Source organism: Streptomyces griseoviridis, assembly GCF_005222485.1.
Lineage (GTDB): Bacteria > Actinomycetota > Actinomycetes > Streptomycetales > Streptomycetaceae > Streptomyces > Streptomyces hintoniae.
Window position 1 is genome coordinate 2,218,414 of the sequence record NZ_CP029078.1, and the last position, 21,721, is coordinate 2,240,134.

The 21,721-nt window shown below is 71.7% G+C and carries 22 protein-coding genes; 10 read left to right on the plus strand and 12 right to left on the minus strand.

Features of this window, described 5'->3' with window-relative positions:
- From DDJ31_RS08890 to DDJ31_RS08910, 5 genes are all read right to left on the minus strand, one after another.
- Complete coding sequence (locus tag DDJ31_RS08890) at positions 1-912, minus strand: SCO1860 family LAETG-anchored protein (protein WP_164785014.1); 912 nt, start codon at positions 910-912, stop codon at positions 1-3.
- Between the two features lie 371 nt (positions 913-1,283).
- Positions 1,284-2,375, minus strand: a complete 1,092-nt coding sequence (locus DDJ31_RS08895) for an amidohydrolase family protein (RefSeq protein WP_127180823.1) — start codon at positions 2,373-2,375, stop codon at positions 1,284-1,286.
- 18 nt (positions 2,376-2,393) lie between these two features.
- Positions 2,394-3,236 (minus strand): amino acid ABC transporter ATP-binding protein, encoded by an 843-nt coding sequence (locus DDJ31_RS08900; protein ID WP_127180822.1) that lies wholly within the window; start codon positions 3,234-3,236, stop codon positions 2,394-2,396.
- Positions 3,233-4,060 carry an amino acid ABC transporter permease gene (locus tag DDJ31_RS08905; protein ID WP_127180821.1) on the minus strand — a complete coding sequence of 276 codons (828 nt, stop codon included), beginning with the start codon at positions 4,058-4,060 and terminating at the stop codon, positions 3,233-3,235. Before DDJ31_RS08905 ends, DDJ31_RS08900 begins: the two co-directional genes overlap by 4 nt.
- On the minus strand, positions 4,057-4,908 hold the full coding sequence (locus DDJ31_RS08910) for a transporter substrate-binding domain-containing protein (RefSeq protein ID WP_127180820.1): 852 nt from the start codon (positions 4,906-4,908) through the stop codon (positions 4,057-4,059). Before DDJ31_RS08910 ends, DDJ31_RS08905 begins: the two co-directional genes overlap by 4 nt.
- Before the next feature lie 175 nt (positions 4,909-5,083).
- Between DDJ31_RS08910 and DDJ31_RS08915 the strand changes: the two genes are divergently transcribed.
- From DDJ31_RS08915 to thpD, 5 genes are all read left to right on the plus strand, one after another.
- Positions 5,084-6,184, plus strand: coding sequence for a pyridoxal-phosphate-dependent aminotransferase family protein (locus tag DDJ31_RS08915; RefSeq protein ID WP_127180819.1), 1,101 nt, complete (start codon positions 5,084-5,086; stop codon positions 6,182-6,184).
- Positions 6,185-6,658: 474 nt separating this feature from the next.
- The gene (gene ectA / locus DDJ31_RS08920) at positions 6,659-7,165 is read left to right on the plus strand and encodes a diaminobutyrate acetyltransferase (protein ID WP_127180818.1); all 507 of its coding nucleotides are present in this window, start codon (positions 6,659-6,661) and stop codon (positions 7,163-7,165) included.
- Between the two features lie 46 nt (positions 7,166-7,211).
- The gene (gene ectB / locus DDJ31_RS08925) at positions 7,212-8,483 is read left to right on the plus strand and encodes a diaminobutyrate--2-oxoglutarate transaminase (protein WP_127180817.1); all 1,272 of its coding nucleotides are present in this window, start codon (positions 7,212-7,214) and stop codon (positions 8,481-8,483) included.
- Positions 8,484-8,531: 48 nt separating this feature from the next.
- Entirely contained in the window at positions 8,532-8,942 is a 411-nt protein-coding gene (locus DDJ31_RS08930) for an ectoine synthase (protein ID WP_127180816.1), read from the plus strand.
- A gap of 7 nt (positions 8,943-8,949) precedes the next feature.
- Positions 8,950-9,837 carry an ectoine hydroxylase gene (gene thpD, locus DDJ31_RS08935; protein WP_127180815.1) on the plus strand — a complete coding sequence of 296 codons (888 nt, stop codon included), beginning with the start codon at positions 8,950-8,952 and terminating at the stop codon, positions 9,835-9,837.
- An 85-nt stretch (positions 9,838-9,922) separates the two neighbouring features.
- Here the strand turns inward: thpD and DDJ31_RS08940 are convergent, their stop codons facing one another.
- From DDJ31_RS08940 to DDJ31_RS08960, 5 genes are all read right to left on the minus strand, one after another.
- Positions 9,923-10,972: an aminotransferase class V-fold PLP-dependent enzyme gene (locus tag DDJ31_RS08940; RefSeq protein ID WP_127180814.1), complete on the minus strand. Its 1,050-nt coding sequence runs from the start codon at positions 10,970-10,972 to the stop codon at positions 9,923-9,925.
- A gap of 163 nt (positions 10,973-11,135) precedes the next feature.
- Positions 11,136-11,867, minus strand: coding sequence for a DsbA family oxidoreductase (locus DDJ31_RS08945; RefSeq protein ID WP_127180813.1), 732 nt, complete (start codon positions 11,865-11,867; stop codon positions 11,136-11,138).
- A gap of 75 nt (positions 11,868-11,942) precedes the next feature.
- Positions 11,943-12,458, minus strand: a complete 516-nt coding sequence (locus DDJ31_RS08950) for a GNAT family N-acetyltransferase (RefSeq protein ID WP_171480793.1) — start codon at positions 12,456-12,458, stop codon at positions 11,943-11,945.
- Positions 12,459-12,502: 44 nt separating this feature from the next.
- Positions 12,503-13,114, minus strand: a complete 612-nt coding sequence (locus DDJ31_RS08955) for a DUF1349 domain-containing protein (RefSeq protein WP_127180812.1) — start codon at positions 13,112-13,114, stop codon at positions 12,503-12,505.
- Between the two features lie 113 nt (positions 13,115-13,227).
- Positions 13,228-14,757 carry an aldehyde dehydrogenase (NADP(+)) gene (locus DDJ31_RS08960; protein ID WP_127180811.1) on the minus strand — a complete coding sequence of 510 codons (1,530 nt, stop codon included), beginning with the start codon at positions 14,755-14,757 and terminating at the stop codon, positions 13,228-13,230.
- 142 nt (positions 14,758-14,899) lie between these two features.
- Between DDJ31_RS08960 and DDJ31_RS08965 the strand changes: the two genes are divergently transcribed.
- The 3 genes from DDJ31_RS08965 (at position 14,900) to DDJ31_RS08975 (ending at position 17,728) form a co-directional block, all read left to right on the plus strand.
- The gene (locus DDJ31_RS08965) at positions 14,900-15,673 is read left to right on the plus strand and encodes an IclR family transcriptional regulator (protein WP_127180810.1); all 774 of its coding nucleotides are present in this window, start codon (positions 14,900-14,902) and stop codon (positions 15,671-15,673) included.
- Between the two features lie 3 nt (positions 15,674-15,676).
- Entirely contained in the window at positions 15,677-16,147 is a 471-nt protein-coding gene (locus DDJ31_RS08970; protein ID WP_127180809.1) for a GNAT family N-acetyltransferase, read from the plus strand.
- Positions 16,148-16,267: 120 nt separating this feature from the next.
- A complete protein-coding gene (locus DDJ31_RS08975) occupies positions 16,268-17,728 on the plus strand; it encodes a peptidoglycan D,D-transpeptidase FtsI family protein (protein ID WP_127180808.1) in 1,461 nt (486 codons plus the stop codon).
- Positions 17,729-17,737: 9 nt separating this feature from the next.
- On the opposite strand, the gene DDJ31_RS08980 is transcribed toward DDJ31_RS08975, so the two are convergent.
- Positions 17,738-19,189, minus strand: coding sequence for an NCS2 family permease (locus DDJ31_RS08980; RefSeq protein ID WP_127180807.1), 1,452 nt, complete (start codon positions 19,187-19,189; stop codon positions 17,738-17,740).
- A 232-nt stretch (positions 19,190-19,421) separates the two neighbouring features.
- On the opposite strand from DDJ31_RS08980, the gene DDJ31_RS08985 reads away from it, so the two are divergent.
- Both DDJ31_RS08985 and DDJ31_RS08990 read left to right on the plus strand, forming a co-directional pair.
- Complete coding sequence (locus tag DDJ31_RS08985) at positions 19,422-19,985, plus strand: SigE family RNA polymerase sigma factor (protein ID WP_127180806.1); 564 nt, start codon at positions 19,422-19,424, stop codon at positions 19,983-19,985.
- Positions 19,982-20,836 carry a hypothetical protein gene (locus DDJ31_RS08990; RefSeq protein WP_127180805.1) on the plus strand — a complete coding sequence of 285 codons (855 nt, stop codon included), beginning with the start codon at positions 19,982-19,984 and terminating at the stop codon, positions 20,834-20,836. Before DDJ31_RS08985 ends, DDJ31_RS08990 begins: the two co-directional genes overlap by 4 nt.
- A gap of 65 nt (positions 20,837-20,901) precedes the next feature.
- Here DDJ31_RS08990 and DDJ31_RS08995 read toward each other — a convergent pair whose 3' ends face one another.
- Positions 20,902-21,699 carry an HAD family acid phosphatase gene (locus tag DDJ31_RS08995; protein WP_127180804.1) on the minus strand — a complete coding sequence of 266 codons (798 nt, stop codon included), beginning with the start codon at positions 21,697-21,699 and terminating at the stop codon, positions 20,902-20,904.
- Positions 21,700-21,721: the final 22 nt, after the last annotated feature.

A 21,721-nucleotide genomic window follows, 5' to 3' on the forward strand; every position in this document is an offset into this window, starting at 1 on the left:
TCAGCTCCTGCGGCGGCGGGTCAGCACCAGGGCTCCGCCGCCGGCCACGACCAGGGCGGCGGCACCGGCCGCGATGTACGGCGTCGCCGAGTTGCCGCCGGTCTCCGCGAGGTTCTGCTCCGTCGACCCGCCCTGCGGCTCGACCTCGGACGCCGGTTCGGTGCTCGGCGCGGGGCTCTCCCGCTCCGGTGCGGGCGGCGCCTCGCAGGTGGCCTTGGCAAGGGTGACGGTGCCCTCGACCTCCGCGACGTTGAGCTTCAACGGGTTGACGGAGACCTTCAGTTCGAGGGCGGTCGCGGCGGCCGTGCGCGAGGTGTGCTCGGTCTTCGACAGGTCGAGCCTGACCTCCCCGACGCCGGGCACCCGCACGTCGGTGGTGCCGCCCGCGGTCAGCGTGACCTTCTTGCCGAGGACGGTGACCGTGCCGAGCAGGTCGGAGGTGGCGACCGGCGTCCGGCCCGCCTCGCAGACCGCCTTGGAGGTGACCTGCTCGACCTCGACGAGGGAGAGCAGCGGCAGCCCGGGGACATGCAGACGGGCGTGGGCGAGCCGGGTGTAGCCCTCCGCGCGGGCGGCCGTGACGTCGGCCTTCGCGGTGGCGACGTCGGCGCTCAGGACGTTGAAGGGCTTGCCGCCGTCGACTCCGTCCAGGGTGGCGGAGAGCGCGGTCCTGTCGGCGCTGCGCGGCGCCTCGACCTCGTTGAGCGAGACCGCGAGCGGGACGTTCACGGTCTTGTTGAGCAGCGACACGTCGAGCCCGGTGCGCAGCACGACGGCGCTCGCGCGACCGTGGTCGGTGGTCGCGTGCGCGGAGCCCGCGCCGGCCAGGACCGCGGGACCCGCGGCCAGGGCCGTGGCCGCCGCGACGGTGGCGAGACGGCGTGCGGGCATGCGGAAGTTGTTGCCGTTCAAGGTGGTGGGACCCCCACTAGAAGCTTGCTTGGGACCCGGCAAGAATTACGCACGAAGAGTGAACAGGCGGCGATCCTGCGTGACTTCACTCCTTCGTGGGGTTTCCGCCAACGTATTCGATTCCGGTGGCCCGGCCGTTCAACGGTTTCACCTCAGCCACGCAACCTGTGCGAATACGCCGGTTGACCTCCCGCGCGTGAGACAGGGTGCACAACGCGCCACACCGCCGTCAGGTCACGCACCGTCAACGAACGGACCGCCTGCCGACACCGATGAAAGCGCCGCCGACGACAACGACGACAGCGCCGTCGGCGACGGCGAGAACGGGGGCGACGGCGACAGCAGGGGCAGGGCCGGGGCCGGGGCCGGGGTCACCCCACCACCCGGCCGTTCACCACCACCCGGGTCGGCGCCGCCAGGACGCGGACGTCCGCGCGGGGGTCCGTCGGGTAGACCACCAGGTCCGCCGGGGCGCCCTCCGTCAGCCCCGGGCGGCCCAGCCAGTCGCGGGCCGCCCAGGTCGTCGCGGCGAGGGCCTCGGGCGCCGGGATGCCCGCCGTGACCAGTTCGGCGACCTCCGCCGCGACCAGGCCGTGCGGCAGGGTGCCGCCCGCGTCGGTGCCGACGTAGACCGGGATGCCCGCGTCGTACGCGGAGCGCACGGTGTCGTAGCGGCGCGCGTGCAGCCGTCGCATATGGGCCGACCAGCGCGGGAACTTGGCGTCGCCGCCCGCCGCCAGGTCCGGGAAGGTGGCGATGTTGACGAGGGTCGGGACGATCGCGACGCGCCGTTCGACGAACAGCGGGATCAGGTCGTCGGTGAGCCCTGTGGCGTGCTCGACGCAGTCGATGCCCGCCTCGACCAGGTCGCGCAGCGCGTCCTCGGCGAAGCAGTGCGCGGTGACCCGGGCGCCGAGCCGGTGGGCCTCGGTGATCGCGGCCTCGACGGGCCCGCGCGGCCAGCACGCGGAGAGGTCGCCGAGGTCGCGGTCGATCCAGTCGCCGACCAGCTTGACCCAGCCGTCGCCGCGCGCGGCCTCCTGGGCGACGTAGCCGACCAGGTCGTCCGGCTCGATCTCGTGGGCGTAACCGCGCAGGTAGCGGCGGGTGCGGGCGATGTGCCGGCCGGCCCTGATGATCTTCGGGAGGTCGTCGCGGTCGTCGATCCAGCGGGTGTCGGAGGGCGAGCCCGCGTCCCGGATCAGCAGGGTGCCCGCCTCGCGGTCGGTCAGCGCCTGCCGGTGCGCGGTGTCCCGGTCGACGGGTCCGTGCGGGCCGAGCCCGACATGGCAGTGCGCGTCGACCAGACCGGGCAGCGCCCAGCCGTCGACGGTCCTGATGTCGCGGGCGCCGGCGGGCCGGTCGTAGGTGATCCGGCCGCCGACGACCCACAGTTCGTCGCAGACCTCGTCGCGTCCGACGAGGATCGCGCCCTTCACGTGCAGCACCGGGTGATCGCTCATGCACGGCACCTTAATGAGCTATCCCCCGGCCGCGTCGCCCGCCTCCTCGGGAGTCTCCCCCGGCAGCCCGGCGAGCGCCGGATCGAGCAGCCGTGAGAGGAAGTTGCGGGTGCGTTCGTGGCGAGGCGCGCCGATGACGTCGGCGGGGGCGCCGTCCTCGACGACCACCCCGCCGTCCATGAAGACGACCCGGTCGGCGACCTCGCGGGCGAAGCTCATCTCGTGGGTGACGACGATCATCGTCATGCCGTCGCGCGCCAGCATCCGCATCACCGCGAGGACGTCGCCGACCAGTTCGGGGTCGAGCGCGGAGGTCGGCTCGTCGAAGAGCATCACCTCGGGGCCCATGGCGAGGGCGCGGGCGATGGCAACCCGCTGCTGCTGGCCTCCCGAGAGGGCCGCCGGGTAGGCGTCGGCCTTCTCGGCGAGACCGACCCTGGCGAGGTTGTCGGCGGCCACCTTCGCGGCCTCCGCCCGGCTGCGGCCCAGCACCCGGCGTTGCGGCAGGGTGAGGTTCGCGGTGACGGTGAGGTGCGGGAACAGGTTGAACTGCTGGAAGACCATGCCGATCCGGCGGCGCGCGGCGTCGATGTCGACGTCCGGGTCGGTGAGTTCGGTGGAGCCGACGAAGACCCGTCCCCGGTCCGGCTCCTCCAGCAGGTTGACGCAGCGCAGCAGGGTCGACTTGCCCGAGCCCGAGGGGCCGATGACGCAGACGACCTCGCCGCGCCCGATCTCCAGATCGATGCCGCGCAGCACCTCGTTGGCGCCGAAGGACTTGTGCAGGCCCTCGACCCGGATCTCGGGTGCCGTCCCCGCGGCGGCCCCGGGGGCGGTGTCAGAAGTCTCGGGACGGCTCATTTCACGGCCTCCTGGGCCTTGGCCTCCATGCGGCGCACGACGAAGCCGAGCGGGATGGTGACCAGCAGGTAGCAGAGTCCTGCCACCAGGATCGGGGTGGAGTTGGCAGTCTGGCTGGCCAAGTCCCTTCCGTACTTGGAGAGTTCGCGCTCCTCCAGGGTGACGCCGAGGAACAGCACCAGCGAGGAGTCCTTGAACAGCAGGACGAGTTCGTTGGTGAGCGGCGGCAGGATGATCCGGAAGGCCTGCGGCACGACGATGGAGATCATCGCGCGGGCGGGCGAGAACCCCAGTGAACGGGCCGCCTCCAGTTGCCCCTTGGGCACCGCCTGGATGCCCGCGCGGATCGTCTCGGCCATGTACGCGGCGGCCACGAGACCGAGCGCGAGGGCGACCTTGCCGTAGGTGCCGCCCGGGATCTCGGTGCCGGGGAAGGCGAGCGGCACGGCCACGCCGATGAAGATGAAGATCAGCAGGGCGGGCAGGCCGCGGAAGATCTCGATGTACACCCCGGCGAACCACCGGTAGGGGCCCACCGACGACAGCCGCATCAGCGCGATCAGCATGCCGAGGACCAGTCCGACGACGAAGCCGGACAGCGTGTACAGGACGGTGTTCTTCAGCGCCAGCGTGATGACGTCGGGGAACATCTGGCGGGCGATGTCGCCCTGCGCGAACTGATTACTCAGCCGCCCCCAGTCGGCCGCGGCCGCGAGGGCGATCACGGCGGCGACGAAGACGACGTACTGGGCGCCGCGCGACAGACCACGCTTCTGACGCCTGGTCAGCCCCGTGCGCCGGGGCGCCGATCGGGTGACCGTCATGAGACGGAGGGCGAGGCGGAGGCGGTGGAGGCGCCGTCGTCGTACGGGCCGATCCACTGCTCGTACAGCTTCTTGTACGTGCCGTCGGCCTTGGCGTCGGTGATGGCCTTGTCGACGGCGGCGAGCAGCTTGGTGTTGCCCTTGCGCACGGTGAAGCCGTACTGCTCGCCGGTGTCGAGGTTGTCGACGACCTTGAAGGCGGCGGCGTTGGCCTTGTTCTTCAACCAGCCCTGGACGACCGGGTAGTCGATGACGACGGCCTTGACCTGGCCGGTGCGCAGGCCGTTGAGGACGGCGTCGGACGACTCGAAGGAGACCGGGTCGAGGCCCTTCTTTCGGGCGTAGTCCTCGCCGGTGGTCTGCGCCTGGGCGCCCACCTTCTCGCCCTTGAGTCCGGCGAACGAGGTGATGCCGCTCTTGCTGTCGACCAGGACGGCCTGGGTGGCGTCGAAGTACGGCACGGAGAAGTCGACGTTCTTCTTGCGTTCGGCGGTGATGGTCATGCCGGCCGCGGCCAGGTCGCAGTCACCGGAGTTGAGGAAGGCGCCGGTCTTGAAGTTCTCGAAGGGCGTGTCGCGGATCTCCTGCTTCACGCCGAGGTTCTTGGCGACGAGGTCGACGAGGGAGACGTCAAAGCCCTGCACCTTGCCGTCGACCTCCGACTGGAACGGCGGGTAGGGCAGGTGGGTGCAGGTGGTGAGCTGTCCGGCCTTGGCCAGCCTGACCCCGCCGGCGGCGGTCTTCGAGCCACCGCCGTCGTCCGACGAGCAGCCGGCGACCAGGAGCAGACCTGCCGTCGCGGTGGTGGCGGCCAGGACACGGGCCCTGCGTCCGAGGACGGTGTTCACGGGGACCTCCGGTGGGGGGGACAACAGGGTTCGGATTATAAGGAGATCTTGGGGTCTCTCAAATAGAACCCAGGGTGAAAGGGCGGTTTGACCTAGGAAGTCGCCAATGAGGGTGGGGAGCAGCCGCCGGTTACGCTCGTCACCTCTACCCCGTGCACAAGAAGAGAGCACCGCCGTGACGCATCCGTTGCTTGACCTGGCCCCCTTGACCGCGGCGCGCTTCGCGTCGATCGAGGACCGCGTGGCACGCCTGCTGGGCACCGAGCAGGACGTCGTGATCACGCAGGGCGAGGCGCTGCTGCCCCTCGAAGGGGCCATCAGGGCCACCGCGGGACCCGGCACGACCGCGCTGAACGTGATCACCGGCCCCTACGGGCAGACCTTCGGCGACTGGCTGCGGGACTGCGGCGCCACGGTGATCGACCTCGCGGTGCCGTTCCACACGGCGGTCACCGCCGCGCAGGTGCGGGACGCCTTCGCCGCGTGCCCGGAGATCGACTTCGTGTCGCTGGTGCACGCGGAGGCCGCGACCGGCAACACCAACCCGGTCGCCGCGATCGGCAAGGCCGTGCGGGAGCACGGCGCGCTGTTCTACCTGGACGCGGTGGCGTCCATCGGGGCCGAGCCGGTGCTCCCCGACGCGTGGGGCGTCGACCTGTGCGTGATCGGGGCGCAGAAGGCGATGGGCGGGCCCGCGGGCGTGTCGGCGGTGTCGGTGAGCGAGCGGGCGTGGGCGCGGATGGCCGCGAACCCGGCGGCGCCGCGCCGCTCCTACCTCTCGCTGCTCGACTGGAAGGAGCGCTGGATCGACGGCGGGCGCACGGCGCTGCTGCACGCGCCGGCGCAGTTGGAGATGCTCGCGCTCGAAGCATGCGTGGAGCGGATCGAGGCGGCGGGCCTCGAGACGGTGATGGCGCTGCACCGTGCGGCCGCCGCCGCGACCAGGGCGGGCGCGGTGGCGCTGGGCGGCGGCCTTGAGCCGTACGTGCGCGAGGCGCGGGACGCGGCGCCGGTCGCCACCACGCTGCGGACGCCGCCCGGCGTCGCCGCGTCGGACCTGGTGGCCCGCGCCCTGGCGGCGGACCCGGCGCTGCCGCTGGCCGCCGGGGGCGGAGCGCTGGCCAAGGAGATGATCCGCGTCAACCACTACGGCAAGGACGCGACCCTGGACACGGTCCGAGCGGCCCTGACGTCCCTGGGAACGGCCCTCGCGGACCACGGCCACCCGACCGACATTCGGGAGGCCCACCGGGCGGCGGAAGCGGCCTGGGGGTAGACCCGGGGGGAGAGACGGAGGGCGTGGCGGGGACTGGGGCTGGGGCTGGGGATCGCGACCGGGCCGCGGCCGACCGCCCAGGACCCGCACTCTCCGCCGTTCTCCGCCACTCTCCGCCGTTCTCCGCCACTCTCCGCGAACTTATCGGCGGAGTGACCCGGAGGTGAATTCACGGACGCTATCCGGAATTCTTTCGAGGGCGGATTCCCCTATTCTTCTGCCCGCTCTCCTGCGGCCTAAACACGAAGATTTCGCGAACGCGCAACAGAGTAATTCCGGCAGATCTCGTCAGGGTTGCCTCGTTGTGACGCGTTCCACATCACGCTCGTTTTGTACGGTAAATACCGTACAAAACGAGCGTTTTCGCACCCCTTCCCGGTGATCACTCACGCCCGCGTGATAACACAGGTGCACTCCGACCGCATCCCACCCTCGCCATGCATTTTTCATTTCCCCCGGGTAAGTTCAATTTGCATGACTGCCGCACAAGCCGAACTGCAAATCGACCGTCCGTCATTGGCGGACGGTGCCGCGCTGTGGCGGATCGCCAGGGACTCCAAGACACTCGACCTGAACTCGTCGTACAGCTACCTGCTGTGGTGCCGGGACTTCGCGGCGACCACCGTGGTGGCCCGCGACGAGGACGGGCGGCCGGTCGGCTTCGTGACCGGATACGTGCGGCCCGACCGGCCGCACACCCTGCTGGTCTGGCAGGTCGCGGTGGACGAGACGCACCGCGGGCGTGGTCTCGCGGGCACGATGCTCGACGGGCTCGCCGCCCGGACCGCGGCGGAGCTGGGCGTCACCACCGTCGAGACCACCATCACTCCGGGCAACACCGCCTCGGAGCGGCTGTTCGCGTCGTTCGCCGAGCGGCACGGCGCGCGGCTGGAGCGGGAGGTGCTGTTCGGCACCGACCTGTTCCCGGACGGACCGCACGAGCCCGAGGTGCTGCACCGCATCGGACCGCTCGCCCGCTGACCTCCGCAGGACCCCGACCCCCCACCGCACCGAGGAGCGATTCGCCGTGACCATCACCCAGCCCGACCTCAGCGTCTTCGAGACCCTGGAGTCGGAGGTACGCAGTTACTGCCGCGGCTGGCCGACCGTCTTCGACCGAGCCCACGGCAGCCGGATGTACGACGAGGACGGCCACGAGTACCTCGACTTCTTCGCCGGCGCCGGCTCACTCAACTACGGGCACAACAACCCGGTACTGAAACGGGCGCTGATCGACTACCTGGAGCGGGACGGCGTCACGCACGGGCTCGACATGTCGACGACCGCGAAGCGCGCCTTCCTGGAGTCCTTCCAGAACCTGGTGCTGCGCCCCCGCGACCTGCCCTACAAGGTCATGTTCCCGGGCCCGACCGGCACCAACGCCGTCGAGTCGGCGCTGAAGCTGGCCCGCAAGGTGAAGGGGCGCGAGGCGATCGTGTCCTTCACCAACGCCTTCCACGGCATGTCGCTCGGCTCCCTCGCGGTCACCGGCAACGCCTTCAAGCGGGCCGGCGCGGGCATCCCGCTGGTGCACGGCACGCCGATGCCCTTCGACAACTACTTCGAGGGCAAGATCCCCGACTTCCTCTGGTTCGAGCGGCTCCTGGAGGACCAGGGCTCAGGACTCAACAAGCCCGCGGCCGTGATCGTGGAGACCGTGCAGGGCGAGGGCGGCATCAACGTCGCGCGCCCCGAGTGGCTGCGCGCGCTGGCCGAGCTGTGCGAGCGGCAGGACATGCTGCTGATCGTCGACGACATCCAGATGGGCTGCGGCCGCACCGGCGCGTTCTTCTCCTTCGAGGAGGCGGGCATCGTCCCGGACATCGTGACGGTGTCCAAGTCGATCAGCGGCTACGGCCTGCCGATGTCGCTGTGCCTGTTCAAGCCGGAGCTGGACATCTGGGAGCCCGGCGAGCACAACGGCACCTTCCGCGGCAACAACCCGGCGTTCGTGACGGCCACCGCGGCGCTCGAGACCTACTGGTCGGACGGGCCCGCGATGGAGAAGCAGACCCGCGCCCGCGGTGAGCAGGTCGAGCGCGAGCTGGCCGCCATCGCCGAGGAGAACCCGGGCGCCGTCAAGGAGTACCGGGGCCGCGGGCTGGTGTGGGGCATGGAGTTCGACGACAAGGAGCGGGCCGGCCGGATCGCCCGCCGGGCCTTCGAACTCGGCCTGCTCATCGAGACGTCGGGCCCGGAGAGCGAGGTCGTCAAACTCCTCCCGGCGCTCACCGTCACAGCCGACGAGCTCGACGAGGGCCTCGCCGTCCTCGCGCGGGCCGTCCGCGAGACCGCCTGACCCCGCGCGGGGCCGGGAAACCATTCACCTAGGAGGCATCGCCACACCGTGATCGTCCGTTCGTTCAAGGAGATCGAAGGCACCGACCGGCATGTGAAGGCCGCGTCCGGCACCTGGGAGAGCAAGCGCGTCGTCCTCGCCAAGGAGCGCGTCGGCTTCTCCGTGCACGAGACCATCCTCTACGCGGGCACGGAGACGTCGATGTGGTACGCGAACCACATCGAGGCCGTCGTGTGCGTCGAGGGCGAGGCCGAACTGACAGACGACGAGACCGGGAAGAAGTACACGATCACTCCCGGCACCACCTACCTCCTCGACGGGCACGAGCGGCACACGATGCGGATCAAGAAGGACTTCCGCTGCATCTGCGTCTTCAACCCGCCCGTGACCGGCAGGGAGGACCACGACGAGAACGGCGTCTACCCGCTGCTCACCGAGCCCGAGCCCGAGGAGGTGTGAGGCGACCATGACCACCCTCACCGATCTTTACCCCAGCCGGGGCACCACCGAGGTCTCCGTCCCGCGTCAGGACCCGGTCCTGTGGGGCGCCCCGGACGCGCCGGGCCCGATCACCGGCACGGAGCTGGCCGGCTTCGAACGGGACGGCTTCCTCGCCATCGACCAGCTGATCGGCGATGACGAAGTCGCCGTCTACCGGCAGGAGTTGGAACGGCTGATCGCCGATCCGGCGATCCGCGCCGACGAGCGCTCGATCGTGGAACCCAAGTCCAAGGAGATCCGCTCGGTCTTCGAGGTGCACCGGATCAGCGAGGTGTTCGCCCGACTGGTGCGGGACGAGCGGGTGGTGGGCCGGGCCCGGCAGATCCTCGGCTCGGACGTCTACGTCCACCAGTCGCGGATCAACGTCAAGCCGGGCTTCGGCGCCAGCGGCTTCTACTGGCACTCGGACTTCGAGACCTGGCACGCCGAGGACGGCATGCCGAACATGCGGGCGGTGTCCGTCTCGATCGCGCTGACCGAGAACCACGACACCAACGGCGGCCTCATGATCATGCCGGGGTCGCACCGCACCTTCCTCGGCTGCGCGGGGTCGACGCCCGAGGACAACTACAAGAAGTCGCTCCAGATGCAGGACGCGGGCACTCCGTCGAACGAGGCGCTGACCGCGATGGCGAGCGACTACGGCATCAAGCTGTTCACCGGGAAGGCCGGTTCGGCGACCTGGTTCGACTGCAACTGCATGCACGGCTCGGGCGACAACATCACGCCGTTCCCGCGCAGCAACGTCTTCATCGTCTTCAACAGCGTGGAGAACGAGGCCGTCGAGCCCTTCTCCGCGCCGGTCAGGCGGCCTGAGTTCATCGGCGCCCGGGACTTCACCCCGGTGCGCTGACCCGGCCCCGCCAGGCGATCGACGCCGCCCGCCTTCCGGCGACGGAAGGCGGGCGGCGTCCGCGTTCCCGGGCGCGGGCCGGGTCTCAGGAGGCCAGGGCCGCGAGCAGCCGGTCGACGTCGGCCGCCGTGTTGTAGAGGTGGAAGGCCGCCCGCAGATGGCCCGCGCGGTCGGACACCTCGATGTCGGCGGCGCTCAACTCCGGCTGCCGGTGGCCGAGTCCGGGTACCGAGACGATGGTGGAGCCCGGCGCGGGCACCGGCCGGTGCCCGAGGGCGGCCAGGCCGTCGCGGAACCGGTCGGCGAGGGCCAGGTCGTGGGCGCGGACGGCGTCGAGGCCGATCTCCGCGAGGAGTTCGAGGGAGTGGCGGGCGCCGGTGTAGGAGAACAGCGCGGGACTCTCGTCGAACCGCCGTGCGGAGTGGGCGAGTTCCCGCACGGGGCCGTAGCAGGAGTCCCAGGGGTGCTCCCCCGCGACCCAGCCGGCGAACAGCGGGGTGAGCCCGCCGAGGTCCTCGGGGACGATCAGGAAGGCCACGCCCCTGGGGCAGACGAGCCACTTGAAGCCGACGGTCGCGCAGTAGTCGTGGCCGTCGGCGTCGAGGTCGAGCCAGCCCATCGCCTGGGAGGCGTCGACGTAGGTGCGCGCGCCGTGGGCCTGGGCCGCCGCCCTGATCGCGGGCAGGTCGGCCACCCTGCCGTCGGCGGACTGCGCCGCGCTGACGGCGACCAGCGCGGTGCCCGGCCGCACCGACTCCGCGACCGCTTCGAGGGGCACGGTCCGCACCTTGAGGTCGGCGCGGACGTGGAAGGGGTTCACGACGGAGCTGAAGTCGGCCTCGGCGGTGAGGACTTCGGCGCCGGACGGCAGCGACGCGGCGATCAGGCCGGTGAAGACCGCGACCGAGGCACCGGCCGCCACCCGGCGCACCGGCACCCCGGCCAGCCGGGCGAAGGCGGCGCGGGCCGCCTCAACGTCCGCGAACATGTCGGTGGGCCGGCCGACCGCCGCCGACTCGATCGCGGTCCGCATGGCGGTGACGGTACGGGCGGGCAGGAGGCCGGTGCTCGCGGTGTTCAGATAGGTGTTCGTCTGGGCGAACTCGGCGCGGACGAGGGTCTCGAAGGTCTCCATGCCCCCACTGTGGGCCCCGGCGCACGCCGCAGTCCATTGCGCGGTTCTGACCGCTTCCCCTCACAGATGCTTATACATCGCCTCTCACCTGCGGATTCGTGCGGTCGGCCGGGACTGCGGCGTTCGGATCATGGTCGGGTCGCGCCGGCGCCACCCCCGTCACTCAGCCCTGCGGCACCGCGCATCCGTCGGGCCCGCAGGCGGCGTCGCCGTTGCCGCCGTCGCCGGCGCCGTCGAGGAGCTTCAGCGGTGCGCGTTCGCCCCAGGCCTGGGTGAGGGCCTGGGTGAAGACCTCGGCGGGCTGGGCTCCGGAGACGCCGTAGGTGCGGTCCAGGACGAAGAACGGCACGCCACCCGCGCCCAGCTCGGCTGCCGCGCGCTCGTCGGCGCGGACCTCGTCGGCGTAGGCCGCCGGGTCGGCGAGGACGGCGCGGGCGGCGTCGGCGTCGAGCCCGGCGGCGACGGCCAGCTCGACCAGCCGCTCGTCGCCCCCGGTGAAGACGGAGCGCTCCTCGGCGAAGTTCGCCCGGTACAGCAGCTGGATCAGCTCGTCCTGGCGGCCGTGCTCCTTGGCGAGGTGCAGCAGGCGGTGCATGTCGAAGGTGTTGCCGTGGTCGCGGCCCTCGGTGCGGTACGGCAGCCCCTCGGCGGCGGCCTGCGCCCCGAGGTTCTCCTCACCGGCCCGCGCCTGCGCCTCGCTCATGCCGTACTTCTTGGTGAGCATCGTCAGCACCGGCTGCACGTCGTCCTTGGCCCGCCCGGGGTCCAGCTCGAAGGACCGGTGGACGACCTCGACACCGTCCCGGTGCGGGAACGCGGCGAGCGCCTTCTCGAACCGGGCCTTGCCCACGTAGCACCAGGGACACGCGATGTCCGACCAGATCTCGACCCGCATCTTCTCGGCTCTCTCCAGCTCAGAGGGGAACGGAGACACCCTCCGCACGTCGTGCGAACGTTCGACCCGCCGGGTTCATTCCCCACCGCCGCCCGGCACCGCGAACCGCAGGGACAGATGGTGGTCCCCCTCCCCCGCCGGCCGCTCCGGGTCCGGTTGCCAGCCGCGGGCCGCGTAGAAGCGCTGGGCGCGGGTGTTGTCGACGTGGACGTCGAGGACCGCCGTGGTTCTGGACTCCGCCTGCCACTGCTCGACGCACGCCGTGTGCAGGGCCGTGCCGACGCCGTCGCGCCAGTGGTCGGGGTCGACGTGGAACTGGAAGAGGCCCACGGTGTCCGGTGCGGCGTCCGGCGGGGTGCGGAAGGAGGCGAGGGCGACCAGCCGTCCGGCGCGGACCGCGCACAGCACCACGCCGTCCGGGCGGGCGACGGCCTCCCGCCAGCGCTCGGTCCAGTCGACGCCGTCGTCCGGGAGGCCGTCCGGGTAGTAGCTGGCGCGGGCCCGCCGGTGCAGCGCGGCGACAGCCGCCGCCTCGGCGGGCAGGACGGTTCTGATCAGCAGGGGGAGGGCGGGCCGGGGCTCGTCGATCATGCGTTCCAGGACGTGTCCGGGGCCGCCCCGGTTCCCGGGGTCACTCAGCTGCCGTCGCGCAGGTCCTTCGGCCAGCTCGGGCGGTACTCGATGTGGTCGTACGTCACGACGCACCCCTCGCCCATCGGGGCCTGGGCCATGAAGCCGACGAGGGCCGCGTCGGTCTCCTTCTCGGTGCCCAGGGTGAAGAGGCGGACGAAGGTCCAGCGCACGCCGTCGCGGGAGGCGTGGAAGGCGAACGCCCGGCCGGTGCGGCTCACCCGCAGCCAGACCGAACTGCCGTCCACAGCGAAGGAGTTGGCGTCGTCGGAGTGGCCCCGGGTGACCACCGTGCAGACGGTCGGCACGTCCGGCGAGTACTCCAGGCAGAGTTTGGCCCAGGCCCGCTCGCCCACATGGACGTAGAGGACCCCGGCGTCGAAGGCGCCCGCGAAGCCCACGGTGACCCGCGCGCTCAGCTGGAAGTCGCCCTCGGGGGGCGCCCCGAGCAGCCGGGGCGCGTCGGACGCCGGGTCGAGGCCCTCCTCGGTGGGCGGCACGAACCGGTCCTGGCGGGGACCGGCCCAGCCGGTGAGGACCCCGTCCTCGAAGGACCAGTTCCCGTCGGGGCCGTAGGTGCGGAGGGCGAAGGGCAGTGCGGAGAGTTCCACGTCCATCCCGTGATGATGTCAGTCGGGCCGGTCAGGTCGGTCGCCGGGGCCGGGCGCGGGGAGTGCGCGCCTTCGCGTCAACTCCCCGCGCCCGCACGGCGGTACGGCGGTGGTGCGGTTCAGCGCTCCAGGCGTCCGTCGACCCGGCGGGGCAGCCCGAGCGGGTTGTCGTCGCGCAGTTCGGCGGGCAGCAGCGCCTCCGGCACGCCCTGGTAGGCGACCGGCCGCAGCCACCGTTCGATGGCGGTGCCGCCGACCGAGGTGGAGGTGGACGTCGTCGCCGGGTAGGGGCCGCCGTGGTGCTGGGCGGCGGCGACCGCGACGCCGGTGGGCCAGCCGTCGACCAGGACGCGCCCGGCGAGCGGGGTGAGTTCGGCGAGCAGTTCGGGGCCGCGGCCCTCGCCCGCCGCCTCCTCGGCCGACAGGTGGACGGTCGCGGTGAGGTTGCCAGGCAGCCGCGACAGCACGGCACCGGCCTCGGCGTCGTCGTCGTAGCGCGCGATGACGGTGACCGGGCCGAAGCACTCCTCCAGGAGCAGGTCGTGGGCGCCCTCGCCGGTGAGCCTGGCGGCGGGCACGGTCAGGAATCCGGCGCTCACCGTGTGCTCGCCGCCCGCGCCCGGCGTGACCGGGGAGTCGACCTCGGGCAGCGCGGCGCGCTCGGCGACCCCGGCGAGGAAGTTGTCGCGCATCCGGTGGTCGAGCAGGACCCCGGCGTCGGTGTCACTGACGGCGTCCGTGAGCGACTTGAGCAGCCGGTCGCCGGCCGCGCCCGACGGCGCGAGCACCAGGCCGGGCTTGACGCAGAACTGGCCGACGCCGAGCGTCATCGAGCCCGCGAGCCCGGCGCCGATCGCCTCGGCGCGCTCGGCGGCGGCGGCCTCGGTGATCACGACGGGGTTGAGGGAGCCGAGTTCGCCGTGGAAGGGGATGGGCGTCGGGCGGGCCGCCGCCGCGTCGAAGAGGGCGCGTCCGCCGCGCACCGAGCCGGTGAACCCGGCCGCGGTGACCAGCGGGTGCCCGACCAGTTCGACGCCGGCCTCGAAGCCGTGCACCAGGCCGACGACGCCCTCGGGGACGCCGTGCGCCGCGGCGGCCCTGCGCAGCACCTTGGCGACCAGCTCGGAGAGGGCCGGGTGGTCGGGGTGGGCCTTGACGACGACCGGGCAGCCGGCCGCGAGGGCGCTCGCGGTGTCGCCGCCTGCGACCGAGAACGCGAAGGGGAAGTTGGACGCCGAGTAGACGGCGACGACCCCGAGCGGCACCTTGTGGCGGCGCAGGTCCGGGATCGGCGGGGTCGCGGTGGCGTCGGGGTGGTTGATGATGACGTCGAGGAAGGCGCCCTCGTCGACGATGTCCGCGAAGGCCCGCAACTGGTAGCAGGTGCGGGCGAGTTCGCCGGTGAGCCGGGTCGGGCCGAGCGCGGACTCGGCGTCGGCGGTCTCCACGAGCCCGTCCTCGGCCGCTTCGAGCTGCTCGGCTGCGGTGCGCAGGAAGGCGGCGCGGACGGTGCGGTCGGCCAGCGCGGCTCGGGCCGCGTGCGCGGCGCGGACGGCGGCGTCCACCTCCTGGGCGGTGGCCTCCACCGCGACCTGTTCCCGCTGCTTCCCGGTTCGGGGGTCGACACTCCAGACTGGTGCTGCTGCCACCGGGGGTCCCTCCACACATGTATTGCCGCGGTCGTGGTTCATCCACCAGGGCCGTTCGATATGCTGAACGCTGTCTCTGGTGATGAATATGCTGTTGGAGACGATATCTCAAGGTTCTCGTCGAACGAAGGGGTCAAGGGCGATGACGGCAGCCGAGACAGGCGGCGGGGCACAGGTCAAGTCCGCGGTGCGGACCGTTGAGTTGCTGGAGTACTTCGCCGGCCGCCCCGGGATGCACTCGCTCGCGTCGGTCCAGGAGGCCGTCGGGTATCCGAAGTCCAGCCTGTACATGCTGCTGCGCACCCTGGTCGAGCTGGGCTGGGTGGAGACGGACGCGACGGGCACCCGGTACGGCATCGGGGTGCGGGCGCTGCTGGTGGGCACCTCGTACATCGACGGCGACGAGGTGGTCGCGGCGGCCAGGCCGACGCTCGACCGGCTGTCGGACGACACCACCGAGACCATCCACCTGGCCCGTCTCGACGGCACCAACGTCGTCTACCTGGCCACCCGCCAGTCCCAGCACTACCTGCGCCCCTTCACCCGGGTCGGACGGCGGCTGCCCGCGCACTCGACCTCGCTGGGCAAGGCGCTGCTGAGCACGTACCCGGACGAGCAGGTCCGCAAGATGCTCCCGGAGACGCTGCCCGCGCTGACCGAGCACACCATCACCGACCGCGAGAAGCTCATCGAGGAGCTGCACCAGATCCGCGAGCAGGGCTTCGCCGTGGACCGCGAGGAGAACACACTGGGGCTGCGCTGCTTCGGGGTGGCGATCCCGTACCGCACCCCGGCCAGGGACGCGATCAGCTGCTCGGTGCCGGTGGCGCGGCTCACCCCGGCGCACGAGCAGTTGGTGAAGGACGCGCTGTTCGACGCGCGGGACCGGCTGACGCTGGCGACCCGGAGGCTCTGAGCGATGCTGGTCGCGCTGCGCGAGGTCCACGACAGCGACCTGCCGGTCTTCTACCGGCAGCTCAACGACCCGGAGGCGCTGCGGACGGCGGCCTTCACCCCGGCCGACCCGGCCGACCGGGAGGCGTTCGACGCCCGCTGGCGGCGCGTGCGCGCCTCCTCGGACGTGGTGCGGACGGTGCTCGCTGACGGTGACGTGGTGGGCAGCGCGGCGGTGTACGGGGAGCCGGGCGAGCGCGAGGTCACCTACTGGGTCGACCGCGCCTACTGGGGCCGCGGGGTGGCGACGGCCGCCCTGCGGGAGCTGCTCGCGCTGGTACCCGAACGTCCGCTGCACGCGCGCGTGGCGGCGGACAACGCGGGCTCGCGCCGGGTGCTGGAGAAGTGCGGCTTCGTGGAGACGGCCCGCGCGCGCGGGTTCGCGCCGGCGCGCGGCGCGGAGATCGAGGAAGTGGTGCTGGCCCTGAAGGGCTGAGCCGGCCGCGGGCCGGGCCGCTTCATGAACCGTCGATAAGAAGGCCGCTTCATGAACCGTCGATGAGAAAACGGGACGGACGGGAACGATCGCCCCCGTCCCGGACGTCTTCCCAGCGGGATGAACAAGACGATCAGGCGAGCATCCGTCTTCGCGCTGCTCCTCGTGTTCGCTCTGCTGGTGCGGGCGACCTGGGTGCAGTTCTACGACGGCAAGGCCCTCGCAGACGACAGCCTCAACCGGCGCAACGCGATCAGGACGTACGCGGACCCGCTCGGCAACATCGTCGTGGGCGGGCAGTCGGTAACCGGCTCCGCGCGCACGTCGGGCAGCAGCGACCTCGCGTACAAGCGCACCTACAAGGACGGCTCGCTGTACGCGGCGGTGACCGGCTACGCCTCGCAGGCGTACGCGCCGACGCAGCTGGAGGGCATCTACGCCGACCTGCTCAACGGCACGGACGCCCGGCTGAGGACGGTGATGGACACGGTCACCGGCTCCCGCGCCGCACCCGGTGACGTGATCACGACGATCGACCCGGCCGTGCAGAAGGCGGCGGCCGAGGCGCTGGGCGACAAGAAGGGCGCGGCCGTCGCGATCGACCCGAAGACCGGGCGGATCCTCGGGGTCGTCTCGACGCCGTCGTACGACCCGTCGACGCTGACCGACGCCAACACCGCGGGGGCGGCCTGGAAGAAGCTGAACGCGGACGCGGACCAGCCGCTGACCAACCGCGCGCTGCGCCAGCCGCTGCCGCCCGGCTCGACGTTCAAGCTGGTCGTGGCGGCGGCGGCGCTGGAGGACGGGCTCTACCCGAACGTCGACACCCCGACGACCAGCCCCGACCCGTACACCCTGCCGGGCACCACCACCGTGCTGGCCAACGAGAACGCGTCCGCGCCGTGCGAGAACGCCACGATCCGCACCGCCCTGCGCTACTCCTGCAACAACGTCTTCGCCAAGATGGCCGTCGACCTCGGCCAGGACAAGGTGCGGGCGCAGGCGGAGAGGTTCGGCTTCAACGACGACACGCTGGACGTGCCGGTCCGCGCGTACCCGAGCGTCTACCCGTCCGGCATGGACCGGTCGTCGACGGCGCTGACGGGCATCGGCCAGTTCGACGTGACGGCCACCCCGCTGCAGATGGCCATGGTGTCGGCGGCCATCGCCAACGGCGGCAAGCTGGTCGCGCCGCACCTGGTGTCCCGGATCACCGACAGCGGCGGCGACGTCCTGGAGAACTACGACGACGAGGCCGGCACCGAGGAGATCGTCAGCTCCACCACCGCCGCGCAGCTCAGGTCGGCGATGCGGACGGTCGTCGAGGACGGCACCGGGAGCAACGCGCGGATCAGCGGGGCGACGGTCGGCGGCAAGACGGGTACCGCCCAGCACGGCGAGAACAACAGCAAGACGCCGTACGCCTGGTTCACCTCGTACGCGACGTCGGACACCAACGGCAAGGAGGTCGCGGTCGCGGTGGTGGTCGAGCAGTCGGACGCGGCCCGCTCCGAGGTCAGCGGCAACGGCCTCGCCGCCCCCGTGGCCAAGGCCATGATGGAGGCGGCCCTCACCGGCTGACCGGTCGTCTCACCCCACGCCGAGCAGCTGCTCCACGGGGTCGATCGCGAAGTACACCAGGAACAGCGCGGAGACCGCCCACATCAGCCAGTGCACCTCCCTGGCCCTGCCGAGCACCGACTTGATCAGCACATGGGCGACGAAACCGGCGCCGATGCCGTTGGTGATGGAGTAGGTGAACGGCATGGCGGCGATGGTCAGGAACGCGGGCACGGCGATCTCGTACCGGTCCCAGTCGATGTTCTTGACCTGCGTCATCATCAGGAACCCGACGGCGACCAGGGCGGGGGCCGCGGCCTGGAGCGGGACGATGGTGAGCAGCGGGGTCAGCAGCAGCGCGAGGCCGAAGAGACCGCCGGTGACGAGGTTGGAGAACCCGGTGCGTGAGCCCTCGCCGACCCCGGCCGCGGACTCGATGTAGGCGGTGGCGGACGACGACGAGGCGGCGCCGCCCGCCACCGCGGCGGCGCCGTCGATGAGCAGCACCCGGCCGAGGTGGGGCACCTTGCCCTCGTCGTCGAGCAGGCCCGCCTCGGCGCTGATGCCGACGACGGTGCCCATGGTGTCGAAGAAGTCGGAGAGCACGAGGGTGAACACCAGGAGCACGACGGTGATCACCGAGGTCTGCCCGAAGGCGCCGAAGAGGCTGAAGCGGCCGAGGAGCCCGAAGTCGGGGGCGGCGACGACCTGGTCGGGCCAGGCGGGTGTGGTCAGGCCCCAGCTCCTGATGTCCGCGAGGGAGTCGATCAGCATGGCGACGAGGGTCATGGCCACGATGCTGATCAGGATCGCGCCCCTGACCCGGCGGGCGAGCAGTCCGACGGTCAGCAGCACGCCGAGGCAGAAGACCAGGACCGGCCAGCCGGTCAGGGCGCCGGTGGCGCCGAGCTGGACGGGCACGGTGGTGTGCGCGGCGTCCGGGACGCGGCTGGCGAACCCGGCGTCGACGAACCCGATGAACGCGATGAACAGGCCGATGCCGACGCCGATCGCCTGTTTGAGGCCCTGCGGGATGGCGTGCATGACGGCCTCGCGCAGTCCGGTGACGACCAGGACGCAGATCACCAGGCCCTCGATGACGATCAGGCCCATCGCGTCGTCCCAGCTCATCAGCGGGGCGATCTGGAAGGCGACGACGGCGTTGAGGCCGAGTCCGGCGGCGATGGCGAGCGGGAGGTTGCCGCCGACGCCCATGACGATCGTCATCACGGCGGCCACCAGGGCGGTGGCGGTGGTGAGTTGGACGCTGTCGAGGCGGTGGCCGAACTTGTCCTGGGCGCTGCCGAGGATGATGGGGTTCAGGACGAGGATGTAGGCCATCGTGAAGAAGGTGGCGAAGCCGCCGCGGATCTCCCGGCCGAGCGTGGACCCCCGCTCGGAGATCCTGAAGTACCGGTCGACGCCGCTCGTCGCGGGCGGCGTGGTGCCCGCCCGGTCGGCCGGTCTCTGCGTCTCGGTCATGGCCCACTCCTCGGTACCGGTCGGTCAGGGTGCGGATGCTGGCTGGATTGTTCCTCCGTTGAACTCCGCTCGGGTTTTCGCCGTGTTACGGAATCGGGGTCGGTGGGCCGGACCGTGTACGAAGCCCCGTACGGAGAAGCCCTGTTGGCCGCTGCTACGCTTCCGCATCTCGCCCGGGACCACCCCGGACCATCACATGTCATATACATGACACGCACTGGAGAGGTACCCCGTGGGCACTGTCGTCGACGACGCGGCCTCGGCGGAGTTCCACGACTTTTTCGAGCGCCACTACGCCGAACTCGCCCGTCTCGCCCACCTGTTGACCGGTGAGCCGGACGCCGCCGACGATCTGGCCGCGGACGCGCTGCTCGCCCTGTGGCACCGCTGGGACCGGGTGCGCGCCGCCGACCACCCGGTGGCCTACGCCCGGGGCGTCGTCGCCAACCTGGCCCGCACCCGCATCCGCAGCGCGGTCCGGGAGCGCCGCAGGGTCTCGCTGTTCTGGTCGCAGCGCGAGGAGAAGACCGAGAACCCCGATGTGGCGGGGGTGGTCGACGTCCAGGAGGCGCTGCGCGGGCTGCCGTTCCGCAAGCGGGCCTGTGTCGTGCTGCGGCACGCCTTCGACCTGTCGGAGAAGGACACCGCGCTCGCCCTCGGGGTCTCCGTGGGTACGGTGAAGAGTCAGACGTCCAAGGGGATGGCCGAACTGCAACGGCGGCTCGGCCCCCGGGGCGTCCCCCAGAAGGTGCACGCGGTGATGGCGCGCGGCGAGAGCGGAGGACAGGACCGGTGACGCAGCAGGACGTGCACGACGAGCTGCGCGCCCGGCTGCGCGAGGCGGCCGAGGCGCACGAACCCGACCGGGCCCGCGTCCTGGCCCGGATCGAACGCGGGATGGCGGAGCCGGCCGGCTACCGGCAGCGGGCGGCCCGGTCGTCGGCCTGGGGCTGGGCCCGGGTGGCGGGCGCCACGGCCGCGGTCGCGGGGATGCTCGCGGCCGGCGGGTACGCGGTGGCGTCCGCGCTGCGCGACGACGCCCCTCGGGAGCGGACGGTCGCCGTCTCGCCGAACCCGGCCCCCTCCCCCGACCCGACGAGCCGCGCACCCCGGCCGACCGCCGACCCGGCGCCGAGCACCCCGCCGAGCCGCGGCGCCGCCGACCCGCGACCACCCGCGGTGCCGTCCGCACCGCCCTCCGCGACCGCGACGGCGTCCGCCCCGGCCGGTCCGGGGGCCGACGGGGAGCGGGACGGACCGCTCTGGTCGGACGGCTCGGTCGACCCGCACAGCAACGACTTCTGGGCACAGAGCGACGTCACGCTCAAGACCACGGAGGAACTCACGTCCCTCACAGTCGAGTTGAGCGTCGCGCAGACCGGCGGGGTGACCTCGACGGGCGCGTGGCGCTCGCTGCCCGAGCAGGACTTCACGCTGACCACCCGGGAGCGGGACGGCCGGCTCGTCTACACCTGGACCCTCGGACCGGGCCGCACGGTCCCGGCCGGGAGCTGGGTCTTCGCCGGCCAGTACAACCACGAGCGGGGCGGCCGGGACGCCCGGGACGACGGGTACACCATCACCGCGACCGCGGACGGCACCCGGCGCACGGTAGCGGGCGACTTCGCCACGCACGACACGGGATGAGCACCGGCCGGCCCCGGCCCGCACCGCCCGACACGCGACCGGACGGGGCGGGCGGGCCATGAGAATCAGCCGACGTAGTACGTCGGGTTCGGGATCTTGTACGTGCGGTCCGCGTAGCCGCCGCCGAAGTCCGAGTACTGGTCGCCGAAGTTGGCGATGATGTCGTACCCGAGGTCCTTCTCGATGTGCTTGCGGGTGCCCGCCTTGTACTGGACGGTGGTGCAGGTCCAGGTGCCGGGGGTGGCGCAACCACGCAGGTAGGACGGCGGGTTGGCGGCGTCCTTGAGGAACATGTGCCCGGCGTCGAGGTTGACGTCGGCGCCGACCTTCTTCAGGTTGGTGACCGCGGCGGTGCGCTGCGCCTCGCTCAGGCCCGAGTTGTAGAAGACGGTGACGCCCTTCTTCGCCGCGTAGCGGACGAGTTCGGGGCTGCCGAAGACCTCGGGGCGGTCGGCCTTGTCCACGTACGCGGCCCAGCTCGCCGAGTTGTACGTGTAGTTGTAGCGCTTCTCGTAGTCGAGGCTGAGCAGCAGGGTGTCGTCGATGTCGAAGACGACCGCGGGCTTCTTGCCCTTGTGGTGCGCGGTGCGGGCCGCCGAGTCGATGTACTTCTTGGCGGCGGCGTCGAGGCGCGCCAGGTCCTTGGCGAAGGGGCTGGTCGGCGACGCCTGGTAGACGCCGTCGGCGTCGGCGGTGGTGCCGTAGTAGGTGTCGATGTCCTTGACCAGGACGCCGATGTTGTAGGGCTCGTGGGTGGAGTTGGCCGTGGACTGGCCGGCCGTGGCGGCACCGGCACCGTAGAGACCGGCGCCGGCGACGGCACAGACGGCGGCGATTGCCGCGGAACGCAGTGGCTTGTGCATGAGACGCATGAGACGAGTTCTA

Excerpts from the sequence above, each read along its gene's own strand:
- DDJ31_RS08970 (WP_127180809.1), top strand. The coding sequence starts at position 15,677 with ATGCTGGTCGCGCTGCGCGAGGTCCACGACAGCGACCTGCCGGTCTTC.
- DDJ31_RS08975 (WP_127180808.1), top strand. The coding sequence starts at position 16,268 with ATGAACAAGACGATCAGGCGAGCATCCGTCTTCGCGCTGCTCCTCGTG.
- ectA (WP_127180818.1), top strand. The coding sequence starts at position 6,659 with ATGACTGCCGCACAAGCCGAACTGCAAATCGACCGTCCGTCATTGGCG.
- DDJ31_RS08965 (WP_127180810.1), top strand. The coding sequence starts at position 14,900 with ATGACGGCAGCCGAGACAGGCGGCGGGGCACAGGTCAAGTCCGCGGTG.
- DDJ31_RS08995 (WP_127180804.1), bottom strand. The coding sequence starts at position 21,699 with ATGCACAAGCCACTGCGTTCCGCGGCAATCGCCGCCGTCTGTGCCGTC.
- DDJ31_RS08895 (WP_127180823.1), bottom strand. The coding sequence starts at position 2,375 with ATGAGCGATCACCCGGTGCTGCACGTGAAGGGCGCGATCCTCGTCGGA.
- DDJ31_RS08940 (WP_127180814.1), bottom strand. The coding sequence starts at position 10,972 with ATGGAGACCTTCGAGACCCTCGTCCGCGCCGAGTTCGCCCAGACGAAC.
- DDJ31_RS08980 (WP_127180807.1), bottom strand. The coding sequence starts at position 19,189 with ATGACCGAGACGCAGAGACCGGCCGACCGGGCGGGCACCACGCCGCCC.
- thpD (WP_127180815.1), top strand. The coding sequence starts at position 8,950 with ATGACCACCCTCACCGATCTTTACCCCAGCCGGGGCACCACCGAGGTC.
- DDJ31_RS08905 (WP_127180821.1), bottom strand. The coding sequence starts at position 4,060 with ATGACGGTCACCCGATCGGCGCCCCGGCGCACGGGGCTGACCAGGCGT.
- DDJ31_RS08955 (WP_127180812.1), bottom strand. The coding sequence starts at position 13,114 with ATGGACGTGGAACTCTCCGCACTGCCCTTCGCCCTCCGCACCTACGGC.
- DDJ31_RS08900 (WP_127180822.1), bottom strand. The coding sequence starts at position 3,236 with ATGAGCCGTCCCGAGACTTCTGACACCGCCCCCGGGGCCGCCGCGGGG.
- DDJ31_RS08950 (WP_171480793.1), bottom strand. The coding sequence starts at position 12,458 with ATGATCGACGAGCCCCGGCCCGCCCTCCCCCTGCTGATCAGAACCGTC.
- DDJ31_RS08945 (WP_127180813.1), bottom strand. The coding sequence starts at position 11,867 with ATGCGGGTCGAGATCTGGTCGGACATCGCGTGTCCCTGGTGCTACGTG.